We start from the raw sequence: 15,810 nt of genomic DNA on the forward strand, positions 1-15,810 counted from the left end.
GGGGCTGCGATACTTCCGATCATTATGCTTTCGCCGCCGCGGCAGCTTTAACGATAACGCTGAAAGCGTCTGCTTTCAGGGAGGCGCCGCCGACCAGCGCACCGTCGATATCGGGCTGACCGAAAAGTTCAGCCGCATTTTTATCGTTGACTGAACCGCCGTATTGAATAATGACTTGTTCAGCCACATCACGGCTCTGTTTAGCAATGTGGTCACGAATAAATTTGTGAACGGCTTGTGCTTGCGCAGGTGTGGCGGATTTACCCGTACCGATAGCCCACACGGGTTCATAGGCAATGACAGCACCAGTGAGCGCGTCAACACCTTGAGCATTGATAACAGCATCAATTTGACGTGAACAGACTTCTTCTGTTTTACCCGCTTCATTCTCGGCTTCTGTCTCACCAATACATAAAACCGGGATGAGTCCTTGCTGTTTGACGATGGCAAATTTCTCAGCAACCACTTCATCAGTTTCATGATGGTAGGTGCGACGTTCTGAGTGACCCAGAATGACGTAGCGTACGCCGGTGTCTTTCAGCATGTCTGCAGAGGTCTCACCGGTAAAAGCTCCCGAAAGGTTCACATCGATATTTTGCGCACCAACACCGATATCACTGCCTTCAACGGCAGCAACGGCTTGGGCCAAATACAGAGCCGGTGGGGCGATAACGACTTTACATCCCTGTACTTCTGCAAGGGCTGTACGCAGACCACTGATTAAGTCCGCAGTAAGTTGTCTACTACCATTAAGCTTCCAATTACCCATTACTAATGGATGTCGCATGCTTTCCTCCGCATTACGCGCTTGAGTAAAATGCTATTACGCCGGGGTAATAGCGTCTAAGTTCACTATAAACCGTGTCGAAGCCCCCAACTTGCGTAGGATCACAAACCGGTGGATCATTTGGTCTCACTGAGTATCAATTTAACGGGTTCTGCGGCAAAGGTCATGCCCCCTTCACCCTTATCAGATAAAATATATCGCACTGCGCCTTCATTCGATAGCGTATAGGCTTTCCCTTTTCCCACCGTCAGCAATTGTTCCAAATGTTCGCGACACTGTTTAGTGGTAAGTTGTGGTGAGAAAAAGTGAATAATATTGGTGATATAGCTCATGGCTTGCTGGCGAGAGGCTGTGGCTTGATTTCCAGGCACGGGCAGCCAAGTGAGCTGTATCGATTTTATTTTTGCTGTCCCCACTTCTAATACGGTCGAGGCATAAACCGTTTCACTGATTTTTGTCGCCGCAATCGTCACCAATTTCTGCATCGCCCCCGTTTTGATGGCGCGAAATTCTTGTAGAGGCGTGGCCGTAAACAGCTGGCTGTACTGTTGGCGAAACTGAGTGATCGTCAGTTCGAAGGTTGGGGCATCTGGCGATAGGTAGGGGGCCGTTTCCGGTAACGGCATTGATACGGGGTGCGCATTAACCTGATTGGTTAGCCCGCTAGTAAGTAGAATCAGGGTAAAATAAGCGGCGTATCGCATGCTATGCCCTTACCAATAGTGTTCGCTGGTGAGTTGACCGGGTTTCCTGCGAAGATGCTTACGCAGCCCTCGTTGCTCTTTGAGATACTTTTGTGTTTCTCTCACCATCTCCGGATTACCACAGATCATAACATGGCTCTGTTCGGCTGAGATACGAGTCTTTACCGCGTCCTCTAGCGTGCCGTCGGCCAGTAATGCCGGGACACGACCCCGTAAACTTCCCGCTGATTCCTCTCGGCTTACGACCGTTTGAATACGTAGTTTATCGCCATAGCGTTGCTGGAGTTTTTCGAACAGTGGTACGTAACTTAGGTCGGCAGCATAACGGGCGGCATGGACCAGAACAATCGTCTCGAATCGTTCGAGATCGTCACCTTGTTCCAAAATAGAGAGATAGGGGCCGATAGCGGTCCCGGTCGCAATCATCCACAGCTCTTTAGCGTCGGGTACTTCTTCCAATACAAAATATCCGGCAGCCTCTTCCGTCACTAATACTTCGTCACCAGGTTTAAGTGATAACAGTGCTGGGCTTAGGCGTCCTTCGGGAACATGGACAAGATAAAACTCAAGGGGAGTTTGACTCGGTGCATTGACATAGGAATAGGCCCGCTGAACGGTCTCACCCTCAATAGTCAGGCTAAGTTTAGCAAATTGTCCAGCAGTAAAGGGCGCGATGGGCGCATCGACAATTAAACTAAAAAGGGTGTCGGTCCACGCCTTAACCTCAATAATTTTTCCTGTACACCATACCGCCATCATTGCCTCCAGTTGGTAAATATTTTGTTGTTATCGGGTCAGGGGTAGTGACCGTTTTAATCCATTGCTGGGTCTGACGTTGACCATCAATGACTACACTATGCGTCGTTATCGACGACTCAGAGGCCGCAACGCCTTTAAGTAAATCACCATCGGTAATTCCTGTTGCGCTGAATAACACATTGTCGCTTTTGGCAAGATCGTCTAGTCGGAGCACTTGCCCCAGCGTGAGTCCCATTGCTTGGCAACGCGTTGTTTCCTCGCGGCTTGCAAGGCAATGCTCAGCGCTGCTGCCTTTAACCTGTTCGCGGGTGAGTAAGCGAGCGTGCATATCGCCCCCCAATGCCCGGATGGCCGCAGCAGAAATAACACCTTCTGGTGCGCCACCGATACCGTACATGACATCTATCGGTTGGTCAGGAAAGCAGGTCAGTAAAGACGCGGAGACATCGCCATCGGGAAAAGTAAAAACGCGAACCCCTAATTGATAAAGGGCGGCGATAACCGGAGCATGGCGTGGCTTGTCGAGGATAGATACCGTTAAGTCAGAGAGATTTTTTTGTAGCGCTTGGCTAATACGTCGCAGGTTGTCTTCAAGAGAGAGATGGAGATCGATAACGCCTTTTGCCGCAGGACCCACAATCAACTTTTCCATGTACATGTCCGGGGCATGCAGCAGCGTTCCCGCTTCCGCCACCGCCATCACCGACAAAGCATTACCTTGACCGAACGCCGTCATTCTAGTGCCTTCTATCGGATCGACTGCGATATCGACTTGCAGGTCAGACGATTGCCCGACTTTTTCCCCGATATAAAGCATAGGGGCGTTGTCAATTTCGCCTTCGCCAATCACAATCGTTCCGTCAATGGGCATCGCATTGAGTTGCTGGCGCATCGCTGTCACCGCTGCACCGTCTGCGAGATTTTTATCGCCTCGCCCGAGCCACTCGAAACCGGCGATTGCCGCTGCTTCGGTGACGCGATTAAATTGTTGCGTGAGTGTGTGTTTCATACTGAGTCATTAGGTTAGTCAGAGAAAACAGGGACTCAGTGTATCATAGCGAGAAAAGGGGAGGGATGCCCCCTGCAAAGCGCAGGAGGCAGTGAGTGCTATTGTTTAGCACTCTGCGTGCTATTCTTCTTTTTCCCAACCTCTGACGCGTGAGACCGCCTTTTTCCATCCTGCGTATCGGTAATTACGCTCGGTGGTTTCAATAGAAGGACGGAACTCTTTCTCCACCACAGATTTAGAGCGTACTTCTTCTAAATCATTCCAGAATCCCACAGCAAGGCCTGCTAAGTAAGCTGCGCCTAAAGCCGTTACCTCTTTAACTTCAGGACGTTCTACATGCGCGCCTAAAATATCGGCTTGGAATTGCATGAGGAAGTTATTGGCTACGGCTCCGCCGTCCACTCGTAGTGTCTGTAAACGGGTGTTCGCATCATGCTGCATCGCTTCCAATACATCGCGAGTTTGGAAAGCGATCGATTCTAACGTCGCACGAATGATGTGGTTAGCATTCGCGCCACGAGTAAGGCCGAAGATAGCTCCGCGCGCATAGGGGTCCCAATACGGGGCGCCTAAGCCGGTAAAGGCTGGCACCATGTAAACGCCATTAGAATCTTTTACTTTGTTAGCAAAATATTCTGAATCGTCCGCATCGTTAAACAGCTTAAGTTCATCACGCAACCATTGAATCGATGCCCCTCCGATAAAGACAGCACCTTCTAGCGCATAATTCACTTCGCCGCGTGGACCACAAGCAATGGTGGTTAATAAACCATTTTTCGAGGTAATCGCTTCTTTACCGGTATTCATCAGCATAAAGCAGCCAGTACCATAGGTATTTTTTGCCATACCGGGTTGAACACAGAGTTGTCCATAAAGCGCTGCCTGTTGGTCGCCCGCGATCCCCGCAATCGGGATACGTGTGCCGCCCTTACCGCCGATGTTGGTTTGGCCGTACACCTCGGAAGACGCTTTGACCTCTGGTAAAATCTCACGCGGGATATCTAATAAATCTAGCATCTTCTGATCCCACTCTAAGGTATGGATATTGAAGAGCATGGTACGTGAGGCATTGGTGTAATCCGTAATATGCACACGGCCTTGAGTCATTTTCCAGACTAACCAGGTATCGACTGTACCAAATAGAAGTTCTCCGCGTTTCGCTCGTTCGCGTGACCCTTCAACGTGATCAAGGATCCACTTAACCTTAGTTCCTGAGAAGTAAGGGTTGATGACGAGGCCAGTGGTATCTCGGATATACTCTTCGTATCCTTCATCTTTTAAGCTTGAACAATAATCGGCGGTACGGGGATCCTGCCATACGATGGCATTATAAATCGGTTTACCCGTTTCTTTGTCCCACACAATCGTGGTTTCGCGCTGGTTAGTGATACCGATTGCTGCGACTTCATCTGAACTAATGTCGGCATGTGCCAAGACTTCGACCAGTGTCGAGCTTTGTGTCGCCCAAATATCCATCGGGTCATGTTCTACCCAGCCGGTTTTCGGATAGATTTGCTCGAACTCACGTTGTGAAACGGCGACGATATTCGCATCGTGATCAAGAATAACGGCTCTAGAGCTAGTCGTTCCTTGGTCGAGCGCGACGATATATTTTTTTTCTTTAATAGACATAGTGAGTTCCTATTCGCCGTGAAGTTTATACTTTACGTTCTTGTACAGTGGCCTTTTCAGCAGTGATTGGCTCGGGTTCGACTTTTACTGCTAAGGGAAGATGGCGGCCAATCAGGGTCCGATATAACAGTGCGCCGACTAATGCGCCAACAATTGGGGCAAATATTGGGACCAAGAAATAAGGGACGTCTTTACCACCGGTCAGGGCCAAATGTCCCCATCCCGCTAAATCTGCAAACAGTTTAGGGCCGAAGTCACGGGCAGGGTTCAGGGCAAAGCCGGTCAGTGGACCGAAGGCGGCTCCAATCGCGGCAACCAGTAAACCAATTAATAGTGGTGCTAAAGGCCCGCGAGGGATGCCGTTACCATCGTCAGTCAAGCCCATGATGACGCCCATTAACACTGCAGTGATGGTCATCTCAATCAAGAAAGCTTGAGCGATAGAGAGATGCGCATCGGGATAGGTTGAGAAGATCCCCGCCATAGGTAAGCTGTCTAAGGTGCCACGAACGATATGGTGAGTCTGTTCGTAGTCGATAAAGAGGCTTTGGTACAACCCGTAAACTAAGGCAGCAGAACAGAAGGCTCCCGCTGTTTGCGCGAAGATATAAGGGAAGAGCTTACGGGCTTCGAAGTTGCCGAACACACATAATGCAATGCTGACGGCAGGGTTGAGGTGAGCGCCTGATACGCCAGCACTGACGTAAGCGCCCATCGCAACGGCAAGACCCCAGACGATGCTGATTTCCCATTGACCAAAATTGGCACCGGCCAATTTCAGCGCAGAGACACAACCGACGCCAAAAAAGATAATTAAGCCAGTTCCTATAAATTCTGCAATACACTGACCAGTGAGCGTGGTGGTTGATGTACTCATAGCGTATTCCTTGACGGAGAGAGAGACAGTATTTGAGTTTTGCAAAAACCTCAAATGTATTTTTCTTGTGAATTTATCGTTAACGAAAAAAAACGCAAAATACCGCACTCAAAAAATGTGTACTTGGTCAAAAAAAATGCGCGTTTCCGCATATTCTCTTTTCCTTTTACCCTTTTTACGGTGAAAAAAAAGAACAGACTACTCTTGAAGTTGTTTCCCCTCTGGACTTGCACCGCTGGCCTCCATACAATCGGATTATCAGCGCGGCTTTATAATGTATCATTGCGATACATTGAAGGATGCGGTTATCAACGCCTTGCGTTAATTGGAGATAGTAACAATGTCATTTGAAATGTTTGAGAAATTGGAAGCGAAAGTACAGCAGGCGATTGACACCATTACCCTGCTACAAATGGAAATTGAAGAATTGAAAGAGCAAAATAGTGCCCTTAAGCAAGATGCTCAACAAGCGGTCGGTAATCACGAGTCACTCACCCGTGAAAATCAACAGCTAAAAGAAGAGCAAACGCAGTGGCAAGAGCGTTTACGTGCTCTGCTCGGTAAGATGGAAGAAGTATAAGAAAATGGGCGGGCAGTATGACTGTCCGCCGTTGCGACCATTACTCGTCTTCCGTTAATGGTGTATCAGAGAGGATAATACCGGTGTTGTCGGCATAAACATAATCGCCTGAGAAAAAGGTGACGCCGCCGAAATTGACTCGAATATCACTTTCGCCCGCACCCTCGCCAGAAGCACCCGCCGGAATGGCTGCGATGGCTTGAATGCCGATATCACACTCTGCCAGTTCGTCAACTTGGCGCACAGAGCCATATAGAATAATCCCTTCCCAATGGTTACTGGCTGCAAGTTGGGCTAGTTGGGCATCCACTAACCCGCGTCTAACCGAGCCGCCACCATCTACAAGTAAAACTTTCCCTGAGCCATCTTCTTCAAGTAGATCGTAGAGTAGCCCATTATCTTCGAAACATTTTACTGTTGTGATCTGTCCACCAAAAGAGGTACGTCCCCCAAAGTTAGAGAAAAGAGGTTCAACCACGTTGACTTCTTCATGGTAGATATCACAGAGTTCGGAAGTATCATATTTCATAGTCGTTTCATCTGGTTGCCAGAGGTAGACCAAGTATATCTCTTTCTCAGTGTTGCGGCAAAGTTCTTGGGGAAGGTCGGGCGTAAGGAGAGCGTTACCCAAAGCAAGTCGCTCTGGGTAACGGGACGGGTTATAGTATGAAGCGGCTTAAATCTTCATCTGCAACGAGTACATCTAAGTGCTTGCTGACGTAGTCCGCATCAATCGTAACGGCCTCACCGGAGCGATCGCTCGCTTCGAAGGAGATATCTTCTACCAGCTTCTCTAATACGGTATAGAGTCGACGCGCACCAATGTTTTCGGTGGTTTCGTTGACCTGCCATGCCGCTTCGGCAATGCGTCGGATCCCATCATCGGTGAAATCGATATTCACCCCCTCAGTTCCCATTAACGCCTTGTACTGAACCGTCACGGAGGCGGTTGGTTCAGTCAAGATACGCTCGAAATCATTGACCGTTAGGGCCTGTAATTCGACGCGAATAGGCAGACGTCCTTGTAATTCAGGGATAAGATCAGACGGGCTAGCCACTTGGAAGGCCCCTGATGCGATAAACAGGATATGGTCAGTTTTTACCGTACCGTGCTTAGTCGAGACAGTACACCCCTCAACAAGCGGTAGTAAGTCGCGTTGTACCCCTTCGCGGGATACGTCAGGACCAGATGATTGCCCGCCACGCTTACAGATTTTATCGATTTCATCGATAAAGACGATACCGTGCTGCTCAACCGCCTCGATGGCTTGTTGTTTTAGCTCTTCCGGGTTGACTAGACGTGCGGCTTCTTCTTCAATTAGCAATTTCTTTGCTTCTTTGATTTTCAGCTTACGCGATTTCTGCTTCTGGTTACCCATGTTTTGGAACATGGATTGAAGCTGATTAGTCATCTCTTCCATACCAGGAGGTGCCATAATCTCGACATCCATCGGGGATGCGGCTAGATCGATCTCGATCTCTTTATCGTCTAGCTGTCCTTCGCGTAGTTTTTTACGGAAAGATTGGCGGGTTGACGACTCTTCTTGTGAGCCTTCAGATTGTCCCCAGTTATTTTTCGCTGGTGGGATCAGGACATCAAGGATGCGGTCTTCAGCGTGTTCGACTGCACGCGCTTTATTTTTCTCGATGGCCTGCGAACGTACCATTTTCACAGCTGCTTCGGTTAAATCACGAATAATGGAGTCGACTTCTTTACCGACATAACCCACTTCCGTAAATTTAGTGGCCTCGACTTTTATAAACGGCGCATTGGCAAGCTTAGCGAGGCGGCGAGCAATTTCTGTTTTACCTACGCCGGTTGGACCGATCATTAAGATATTTTTCGGTGTGACTTCATGGCGCAGCTCATCATTAAGCTGCATACGACGCCACCGGTTACGGAGTGCGATCGAGACCGCGCGTTTAGCGTTATCTTGGCCAATAATGAACCGATTTAGTTCACTGACGATTTCGCGAGGAGTCATTTCAGACATAACTTACTCCTTATCTCCTGAGTTGAGTTCTTCGATCGTGAGATTGTGGTTGGTATAAATACAAATATCACCGGCGATTTCTAACGCTTTTTCGGTGATCTCACGAGCATCTAATTCTGTGTTTTCGAGCATCGCCCGCGCAGCCGCTTGGGCATAAGGGCCACCTGAACCAATCGCGATCAGGTCGTTTTCTGGTTGAATGACGTCGCCGTTACCGCTGATAATCAGTGAGGCATTTTCATCGGCGACTGCCAAGAGTGCCTCTAAACGACGTAGCATACGATCCGTTCGCCAATCTTTAGCCAGCTCTACCGCGGCTTTCACCAAGTGGCCTTGGTGCATTTCAAGCTTGCGCTCAAAAAGTTCGAAAAGTGTGAAGGCATCTGCGGTGCCTCCTGCAAAACCAGCGATGACTTTATCGTTATAAAGACGACGGACTTTTTTCACGTTGCCTTTCATCACGGTGTTACCGAGCGTTGCCTGGCCGTCACCACCAATGACGACTTTACCGTTACGTCGTATGCTTACTATCGTTGTCACGGGCTGCCCCTTAATCTCTTGAAATAAAAACTCCGCGACAAAGCGCGGAGTCACTTACTCAAGCATATGGGGGTGGGTTTAAAACTTTCAACCCCCCACAGAGAGAGTTATACAGTTTGTATGTCCAGAATTTTTTAACTGTTTAATCACTGAATCTATTTTCGAGCGCTGAGTGTAAGGGCCAATGACGACCCGATTCCAGCCCCCACCCGTGGTAACACGACTCTCAAACCCTTCAAAAGCGAGTTTTGCTCGAGTCGACTCTGCTTGGGCGGCACCTTTGAACGACCCACATTGAATTAACCAATGTTTGGACGCCGTTTCGGTTGCCGCTGGAGGCGAGGCCGGTGTTGCTGGAGCCACTTTCTCAGGTTGCGATGTACTCGGTTTCGCCGCAGTGATCGGTGCACTATGCTGCTGTTGCTGGATTTGACGCTCTAATTGTTGGCGCTGCTTTTGCTGCTCGCGATAGGCCTGCTGCTGACGTTCAAGGTCTAATTTTTTTTGCTGATCGGCATAGGCTTTTTGTTGACGCTCATGCTGTAACTGTATTTGTCGATTCTGCTCTTGTAGCTCTTTGTTCGCTGGCTGAGCGGGACGAGATTGGTTCAGCTGCTGCTGCTGCGAAATAAATTGCTGTTCTTGCTGCTGATACTTGCGCTGTAACGCAGCATTTTGCTGTTGCTGACGAATGGTTTGCTGTTGCTGTTCAGGCGTTTGCTGATTCCACGGCACTTCACTCAGCTGAGTGGGTTGCTGGCGCATATCTTCAGCCATTTGTGCTAATAGCTGGCGCTGCTCGTCGGTAAGTTGCGTGGGCGACTTAACCTCTCCCCCGGCGCTAGGTTCCACTGGGCTAGGTACCGTTATTTGGCGGTTCTCTAATTCTTTTATATATTTCCAGCGTTCTTCAGGTTTAGGAGGAAGTCCGTTGGTGGTTGTCTTATGCGGGGCGGCTTCTTTTTCCGCTTGTTTCTTATGATGAGCGAGCAGTGCCAACACACCGATAAAGAGCACTAAAGCTGCCGCTGCAATAACAACAATTACCTTAGAAATACCAGTATTTGCCTTGGAGTTTTTACGTCGGCTATTATTTTTTTTTCGTTGCGTCGTCGATGAACGTCCGCGTCCTACATAGTCTTTTTGTGCCACACCGGTACCGATATTATTTAAGCCAGCTGAAAGGCAAGATTGCCTGAAGAATTGATTAATAACAATTGCTACTATGTTACTTAACCGAATGAAGTTTGACCAGTAAACTCTAGTTGAGATTTTTATTATTTGGAGTGAAATTTTTCAGTAATAACGCTCAACGCGTAGACTGCCGTAAAATGAGTTCGGTTTCCAACAGATAGGAACGATGAATAAGTGGCTTTCCTTCCATAAGTGTCGTTAATAGAGAAATCGCGGCCTCTCCTTGCGCGACCCTTGGTTGTGCGACGGTCGTGAGTGGCGGATCGGCATATTGACTCTCTTCTATATCATCGAAGCCAATTAGAGAGAGCTGCCTTGGTACAGCAACACCGAGTTGTTTAGCGCGATACATCGCACCAAGCGCCATTTTATCGTTGTGGCAAAAAATCGCATCAGGCGGTGTAGAAAGTGTCAAAAGGTGCTCGGCAGCGGCTATCCCTGATTTAAATGAAAAATCGCCCCGGGTAATGTAATAGGGATTCAGGGGAAGGTTATGACGTTGTAAAGCTTGCAGATAGCCTTGTCGCCGATATTGGCAGATCGCCAATGCTTCAGGACCTGTTACGCAGGCAATACGATGGTGGCCGCGTTGGATAAGATAATTAACGGCATTAAAAGAGGCGCTTAAGTTATCAACGTGCAGGGTGGGGGCCCCATGATTTGAGGAGTACTCATTAATCACCACGCAGGGCAGTGGAGGGCGATGATCACGGTCAGTGGGGGAAAGGCCGACATAAATTAAGCCATCGTACCCCTCTGGTAAGCCCCTTGCTTGTGTAATGTAACGATTCATCGATTGATGCGCGCAATCGAATAAAGTGACCAAGCAGTGCTGTTGGCTTGCTTGCGTCTCGATACCACGAATAATCTCGCTGTAAAAGCTGTCGGTGACATCGGCAATAATCACCAAGACCTTACGCCAACTAGGTGTTATACCGCGTGGAAAAAGGGGGATTGTTGAGTAACCCAAGGTGATTGCAACGGATTCGACGCGTTGTCGGGTCGTTGGTGAGACTTTTTCCGGTGAGGTAAACACGCGCGAAACGGTAGCGGTTGATACACCCGCTGCTAATGCCACCGCTTTCATGGTTGCTGGGGAGGAATTTGGGGTCGTTTTCAATGCATAACTCCTCAATGAATGAGATTCTGTATCAACCAGCCAATTAGTCGTGCTACTTCAGATTCTGAATGCACCAGAGCGTATCAAAATCCATTAACTAATTGTTATTCATCGATTAATTTTAAGAGTTACTTCACAACCTTTTATTGCTTAACTCTCTGTAGGATCAATATCTAAAGACCATTTGACCTTCTTCTCCCCAGCCAGCGTGCCCACCAGCAGTAAGCTTTGCGCGAGAAGCTGTTGTAGCCGGCTCCGTGAAGGGGTTTGTATCACTAGTTGCCAACGCCAACGTCCTTGACGTTTAGCATGCAGGGCGGGGACCGGACCGATAATCCAACATTCCTCATCTTTTAATGGACTTGATTCGATGAGGTTACGTAATTGCTGTAAGAAACGCTCCGTTTGGTTGCTATCTTGATGTTCGGCACGAAAGATAGCTTGGCTAGAATAAGGCGGCAGTTGTAATTGTTGCCGGAGGGCGAGCGTTTCAGTAGCGAACTGAAAATAGCCTTTACTGAGTAAGGTTTGCAGGAGAGGATGCTCCGGTTGATGAGTTTGCAGCAACACTTCACCTTGTTTACCCGCGCGCCCAGCTCGGCCAGCCACTTGCACATAAAGTTGTGCGAAATGCTCAGTTGCCCGGAAATCTGCGGAAAATAGTGCTCCATCGACATCCAACAATGCCACTAAGGTAACATCTGGGAAGTGATGACCCTTTGCGAGCATTTGGGTACCAATAAGAATTCGCGGGCCGCCTTGATGGATTTGCTCTAGGTGTTGTTCGAGCATGCCTTTCCTGCGCGTGGTATCACGGTCTATACGCGTCAGGGGCGTCTCAGGGAATAACCGCTGTAGATGCTCTTCCAATTGTTCGGTCCCTAATCCCGCGGGCATTAGATGAGACGAGCCACACTCAGGGCATTGCCAAGGGATCGGCCGCTGACTGTCACAGTGGTGGCAGCGAAGGCTGCGTTGCTGCTGATGGTAAGTATAATAGTGGTCACAACGTTGGCACTCCGCTAACCATCCGCAATCGTGGCAGAGTAAGGCTGGCGAGTAGCCACGGCGATTGAGAAATAGCAGCGCTTGGTTACCCGCTTGGAGGTGAGCATGAATACGTCGAATCAGCTGGGGTGATAGCCCCGATTGCAAAGTAACGGATTTAAGATCAATGAGCTGCTGTTGAGCCGTGGTCGCATTACCTGCTCGCCGAGTAAGGTTTAGCTGGCGATACTTACCGACGCGGACATTATGCAAGGTTTCCAAGGCAGGGGTTGCTGACCCGAGGATGACCGGTATATTTTCTTTGTTGGCCCGAAACACGGCGAGATCTCGAGCATGGTAGCGCCAGCCATCTTGTTGCTTATAAGAATTATCGTGCTCCTCATCGACAATTATTACGCCTGGTCGTGCTAATGGGGTAAAAACCGCTGAGCGAGTACCGATAATAATCGCAGCCTCACCCTTTTTACTTTTCAGCCATACACTTAGACGTTCAGTATCATTAAGTCCTGAGTGCAGTACTGCAACGGGGGCCTGAAAACGCTCCCGAAAGCGGGCGATAGTTTGCGGAGTCAGCCCTATTTCCGGGACTAGCACTAGGGCTTGTCGCCCTTGCGCAAGGATATTCTCAATAACGCTGAGGTATACTTCGGTTTTCCCAGAACCCGTAATTCCCGCTAATAACCACGGGCTAAACTGCTGAGTCAAACTATGTATCGCCCCTACCGCCGTGGCTTGTTCGGTGGTTAATTTTAGCCGATCGCCCAGGATACGGAACTGAGGACGCCAATCATCAAGCGATTCAGCAAGTTCGTAGAGATCACTCCACCCTTTTTTACGTAGGGCTTGGAACGTGCTTTCCGGCAAGTCGTGGTCAGCCACTGCCGAGCGTAATAATCCACCTTGTCGCAATAGCATCATCGCTTGGCGCTGCTTCTCCGAACGCTTAATTTCACTCGGGTCGATGACTCGTCCCATATCGGTGAGTCGCCACTCATACGCGATTGTTTTACGTGCTTCTTTGCCTTGGCGAAGTTGGGATGGGATCGCGTGAAAAAGAATTTCACCCAATGGATAATGATAGTAGCGATTTGACCAGGTCAATAACTCCCAGAGACTGGGCGTGAAAAGGCTCTCGGTATCAAGGATTTCATCAATAGGCTTAAGCTGCTCGGAACTGAGATCACTGCTCGCACTGTGCGTTACCACGATTCCGATCATTTTTCGGCGACCAAAAGTTACGCGGACACGACACCCTATCTGAGGGATCTGCGCTGGGTCGGCGGTATAATCATACAGTTTGGGAAGAGGAACCGGTAAAGCTACCTTAATGATGGTCATGCATTACTCATACTCAGTGAACCGAAACGGCAAGTGTACCGTTGATCGTGAAGTGTTTGAAATCGTCATTTGCATGTTGTTGTCTATTTTCTGTATAATATGGGGCCTTCGTTAGACAGCGGTCTTATTACGCGACGAAGACATACACTTATATTATTGTTCAATCGCGTGTGGTGCTGTGCAAGCTATGCTTGGCACGGAGAGCGACACGGCCTTCTACTGAGGTTATCCCATGAAAAAAGGTATTCATCCAGAATATAACAACGTTACCATTTCTTGTTCTTGCGGTAACGTAATCGAAACGCGTTCAACCCTGCGTCAGCCTTTAAACTTAGACGTATGTGGTAACTGCCACCCATTCTACACCGGTAAGCAACGTGTTGTAGACACTGGTGGTCGTGTTGATCGCTTCAACAAGCGTTTCAGCATCCCAAGCTCTAAATAAGTTTCTTGATCAGTGGGGAATTCCCCGCTGTATAAAAAACCCGGCAATGCCGGGTTTTTTTATGGGGAAAAAAGCATAACGTTAGTAATCCCAGGTATCGGGATCGATGCCCATTTCACGCATAATCAATTTTGCCGTTTCAGGGATCTCATCACTTCTTTCTTTTCGTAGATCGTTGTCATCTGGCAAAGGTTGGCCAGTAAAGGCATGTAGAAAAGCTTCGCACAATAGCTCGCTGTTCGTCGCATGACGTAAATTATTAACCTGCCGACGTGTTCTCTCATCCGTTAGGATTTTCAATACTTTTAGCGGGATAGAAACAGTGATTTTCTTTACTTGCTCACTTTTTTTGCCATGTTCAGCATAAGGGCTGATATATTCGGCATTCCACTCAGCCATGGGGTACCTTATTAATAAATGTTAATTACTTGAATTCAGCTTATTATGCCAGATATCGCAGATAAAACTGGATTTATTGGTCCAGGAGCCGTCAAAAGAAAATATTCTCTTCTAAGACCGGACGTTGTGGTCTGATTTTACCTCTTATCCTCGTATTGCTCAATCTACACGCAAATCTATTTGGATGTCTAGATGTGTTGACGTCTATTTTCTGCAAGGATATGCTAAGGATCACTTTATGACTCTTGGTTACTTCCCTATGACACAATTCAAGCAGGCGACAATTGCGGTACGCAGCGGATTAAATGAAGATCACCAATATGGCTGCGTCGTTCCTCCTATCCATCTTTCGACGACCTATAATTTTACGGATTATAATCAACCTCGGGCACACGATTACTCTCGTCGGGGTAACCCCTCACGTGATGTTGTCCAGCAAGCCTTAGCGGAGTTAGAAGGTGGGGCTGGTGCGGTGATGACGAATACCGGTATGTCAGCCATTATGCTTGTGACCACTGTCTTTTTAAAACCTGGAGACTGGCTGGTTGCACCGCACGATTGCTATGGTGGAAGTTACCGACTCTTCGATAGCTTACAGAAACGCGGTGCTTTCAATGTGAAATTTATTGATCAGGGTGATCCTCAAGCGGTTGAAGAGGCCTTGAAGCTTAATCCCAAGCTTTTCTTAATCGAAAGCCCGAGTAACCCGCTGCTACGGGTGGTGGATATTGAAAGCTTATGCCGAGCAGCTCGTGCAGTCGGCGCGGTGACGGTTGTCGATAATACGTTTCTTAGTCCTGCGTTACAAAACCCTCTTCAACTCGGTGCCGATTTGGTGGTGCACTCCTGTACGAAATATCTAAACGGGCATTCGGATATTGTTGCAGGCACGGTTATTGCCCGAGATCCTCAAGTCGCGACGGACTTAGCATGGTGGGCGAATAATATTGGTGTGACCGGCTCAGCTTTTGATAGTTATCTCTTATTAAGAGGGATGCGGACACTATCGCTACGGACCAAAGCGGCTCAAGAGAACGCGCTGGCAATAGTTGAGTATCTGAGAAATCAGCCTTTGGTGAGCAAGCTCTACCATCCCTCACTTCCTGAGAATCAAGGTCACGAGTTTGCCTGTCGCCAGCAACGTGGGTTTGGTGCAATGCTAAGTTTTGAGTTAGCGGGTGATGAAAATACGGTTCGTCAATTCTTTAAATCGCTAAAACTTTTTACCCTTGCTGAGTCATTAGGCGGCGTCGAGAGTTTGATTTCCCATACGGCAACGATGACGCATGCGGGTATGTCGGCCGAAGCCAGAGCCGCGGCAGGGATCTCTGAGACGTTACTGCGTGTTTCAGTAGGAATCGAGGATCATAACGATCTGATTGCTGATCTTGACCAAGCTTTCCAACGTCTTACCCAGGAGTAAA

16 protein-coding genes are annotated in these 15,810 nt (G+C 48.5%); 3 read left to right on the top strand and 13 right to left on the bottom strand.

Features of this window, described 5'->3' with window-relative positions:
- Window positions 1-22 precede the first annotated feature (22 nt).
- The 6 genes from tpiA to BMX14_RS11865 form a co-directional block, all read right to left on the bottom strand.
- Window positions 23-787 carry a triose-phosphate isomerase gene (gene tpiA / locus BMX14_RS11840; protein ID WP_092677053.1) on the bottom strand — a complete coding sequence of 255 codons (765 nt, stop codon included), beginning with the start codon at window positions 785-787 and terminating at the stop codon, window positions 23-25.
- A 116-nt stretch (window positions 788-903) separates the two neighbouring features.
- Window positions 904-1,491 carry a DUF1454 family protein gene (locus tag BMX14_RS11845; protein WP_092677055.1) on the bottom strand — a complete coding sequence of 196 codons (588 nt, stop codon included), beginning with the start codon at window positions 1,489-1,491 and terminating at the stop codon, window positions 904-906.
- Window positions 1,492-1,500: 9 nt separating this feature from the next.
- Window positions 1,501-2,247 (bottom strand): ferredoxin--NADP(+) reductase, encoded by a 747-nt coding sequence (gene fpr, locus BMX14_RS11850; protein WP_092677056.1) that lies wholly within the window; start codon window positions 2,245-2,247, stop codon window positions 1,501-1,503.
- Complete coding sequence (gene glpX, locus BMX14_RS11855) at window positions 2,216-3,259, bottom strand: class II fructose-bisphosphatase (protein ID WP_092677058.1); 1,044 nt, start codon at window positions 3,257-3,259, stop codon at window positions 2,216-2,218. Before glpX ends, fpr begins: the two co-directional genes overlap by 32 nt.
- Window positions 3,260-3,379: 120 nt before the next feature.
- Entirely contained in the window at window positions 3,380-4,891 is a 1,512-nt protein-coding gene (glpK, locus tag BMX14_RS11860; protein ID WP_092677060.1) for a glycerol kinase GlpK, read from the bottom strand.
- 25 nt (window positions 4,892-4,916) lie between these two features.
- Complete coding sequence (locus BMX14_RS11865) at window positions 4,917-5,768, bottom strand: MIP/aquaporin family protein (RefSeq protein ID WP_092677062.1); 852 nt, start codon at window positions 5,766-5,768, stop codon at window positions 4,917-4,919.
- Window positions 5,769-6,108: 340 nt separating this feature from the next.
- Here BMX14_RS11865 and zapB point away from each other — a divergent pair, with 340 nt between their 5' ends.
- On the top strand, window positions 6,109-6,348 hold the full coding sequence (zapB, locus tag BMX14_RS11875; protein ID WP_048912981.1) for a cell division protein ZapB: 240 nt from the start codon (window positions 6,109-6,111) through the stop codon (window positions 6,346-6,348).
- A 40-nt stretch (window positions 6,349-6,388) separates the two neighbouring features.
- Here the strand turns inward: zapB and rraA are convergent, their stop codons facing one another.
- The 6 genes from rraA to priA all read right to left on the bottom strand — a co-directional run bounded on the left by rraA (window position 6,389) and on the right by priA (window position 13,542).
- Window positions 6,389-6,877 (bottom strand): ribonuclease E activity regulator RraA, encoded by a 489-nt coding sequence (gene rraA / locus BMX14_RS11880; protein ID WP_092677113.1) that lies wholly within the window; start codon window positions 6,875-6,877, stop codon window positions 6,389-6,391.
- 130 nt (window positions 6,878-7,007) lie between these two features.
- Window positions 7,008-8,342, bottom strand: a complete 1,335-nt coding sequence (gene hslU, locus BMX14_RS11885) for an HslU--HslV peptidase ATPase subunit (RefSeq protein ID WP_092677065.1) — start codon at window positions 8,340-8,342, stop codon at window positions 7,008-7,010.
- A 3-nt stretch (window positions 8,343-8,345) separates the two neighbouring features.
- Window positions 8,346-8,882, bottom strand: a complete 537-nt coding sequence (hslV, locus tag BMX14_RS11890; protein WP_048912993.1) for an ATP-dependent protease subunit HslV — start codon at window positions 8,880-8,882, stop codon at window positions 8,346-8,348.
- A gap of 87 nt (window positions 8,883-8,969) precedes the next feature.
- Window positions 8,970-10,034, bottom strand: coding sequence for a cell division protein FtsN (gene ftsN, locus BMX14_RS11895; protein WP_092677067.1), 1,065 nt, complete (start codon window positions 10,032-10,034; stop codon window positions 8,970-8,972).
- Window positions 10,035-10,191: 157 nt separating this feature from the next.
- Window positions 10,192-11,196, bottom strand: coding sequence for a substrate-binding domain-containing protein (locus tag BMX14_RS11900; RefSeq protein ID WP_230527474.1), 1,005 nt, complete (start codon window positions 11,194-11,196; stop codon window positions 10,192-10,194).
- Between the two features lie 150 nt (window positions 11,197-11,346).
- Window positions 11,347-13,542 carry a primosomal protein N' gene (gene priA, locus BMX14_RS11905; protein ID WP_092677069.1) on the bottom strand — a complete coding sequence of 732 codons (2,196 nt, stop codon included), beginning with the start codon at window positions 13,540-13,542 and terminating at the stop codon, window positions 11,347-11,349.
- A gap of 232 nt (window positions 13,543-13,774) precedes the next feature.
- On the opposite strand from priA, the gene rpmE reads away from it, so the two are divergent.
- Entirely contained in the window at window positions 13,775-13,987 is a 213-nt protein-coding gene (gene rpmE, locus BMX14_RS11910) for a 50S ribosomal protein L31 (protein ID WP_062814690.1), read from the top strand.
- Window positions 13,988-14,068: 81 nt separating this feature from the next.
- Here rpmE and metJ read toward each other — a convergent pair whose 3' ends face one another.
- Entirely contained in the window at window positions 14,069-14,386 is a 318-nt protein-coding gene (gene metJ, locus BMX14_RS11915) for a met regulon transcriptional regulator MetJ (RefSeq protein ID WP_048912975.1), read from the bottom strand.
- Between the two features lie 259 nt (window positions 14,387-14,645).
- Here metJ and metB point away from each other — a divergent pair, with 259 nt between their 5' ends.
- Entirely contained in the window at window positions 14,646-15,809 is a 1,164-nt protein-coding gene (gene metB / locus BMX14_RS11920) for a cystathionine gamma-synthase (RefSeq protein ID WP_092677117.1), read from the top strand.
- The last annotated feature ends 1 nt before the right edge of the window (window position 15,810 follow it).

The sequence above is a fragment of the Rosenbergiella nectarea genome (assembly GCF_900111105.1).
Classification (GTDB): Bacteria; Pseudomonadota; Gammaproteobacteria; order Enterobacterales; family Enterobacteriaceae; genus Rosenbergiella; species Rosenbergiella nectarea.

Coding starts and splice junctions, on each gene's coding strand:
- tpiA (WP_092677053.1), bottom strand. CDS start 787: ATGCGACATCCATTAGTAATGGGTAATTGGAAGCTTAATGGTAGTAGA.
- BMX14_RS11845 (WP_092677055.1), bottom strand. CDS start 1,491: ATGCGATACGCCGCTTATTTTACCCTGATTCTACTTACTAGCGGGCTA.
- fpr (WP_092677056.1), bottom strand. CDS start 2,247: ATGGCGGTATGGTGTACAGGAAAAATTATTGAGGTTAAGGCGTGGACC.
- glpX (WP_092677058.1), bottom strand. CDS start 3,259: ATGAAACACACACTCACGCAACAATTTAATCGCGTCACCGAAGCAGCG.
- glpK (WP_092677060.1), bottom strand. CDS start 4,891: ATGTCTATTAAAGAAAAAAAATATATCGTCGCGCTCGACCAAGGAACG.
- BMX14_RS11865 (WP_092677062.1), bottom strand. CDS start 5,768: ATGAGTACATCAACCACCACGCTCACTGGTCAGTGTATTGCAGAATTT.
- zapB (WP_048912981.1), top strand. CDS start 6,109: ATGTCATTTGAAATGTTTGAGAAATTGGAAGCGAAAGTACAGCAGGCG.
- rraA (WP_092677113.1), bottom strand. CDS start 6,877: ATGAAATATGATACTTCCGAACTCTGTGATATCTACCATGAAGAAGTC.
- hslU (WP_092677065.1), bottom strand. CDS start 8,342: ATGTCTGAAATGACTCCTCGCGAAATCGTCAGTGAACTAAATCGGTTC.
- priA (WP_092677069.1), bottom strand. CDS start 13,542: ATGACCATCATTAAGGTAGCTTTACCGGTTCCTCTTCCCAAACTGTAT.
- rpmE (WP_062814690.1), top strand. CDS start 13,775: ATGAAAAAAGGTATTCATCCAGAATATAACAACGTTACCATTTCTTGT.
- metJ (WP_048912975.1), bottom strand. CDS start 14,386: ATGGCTGAGTGGAATGCCGAATATATCAGCCCTTATGCTGAACATGGC.
- metB (WP_092677117.1), top strand. CDS start 14,646: ATGACACAATTCAAGCAGGCGACAATTGCGGTACGCAGCGGATTAAAT.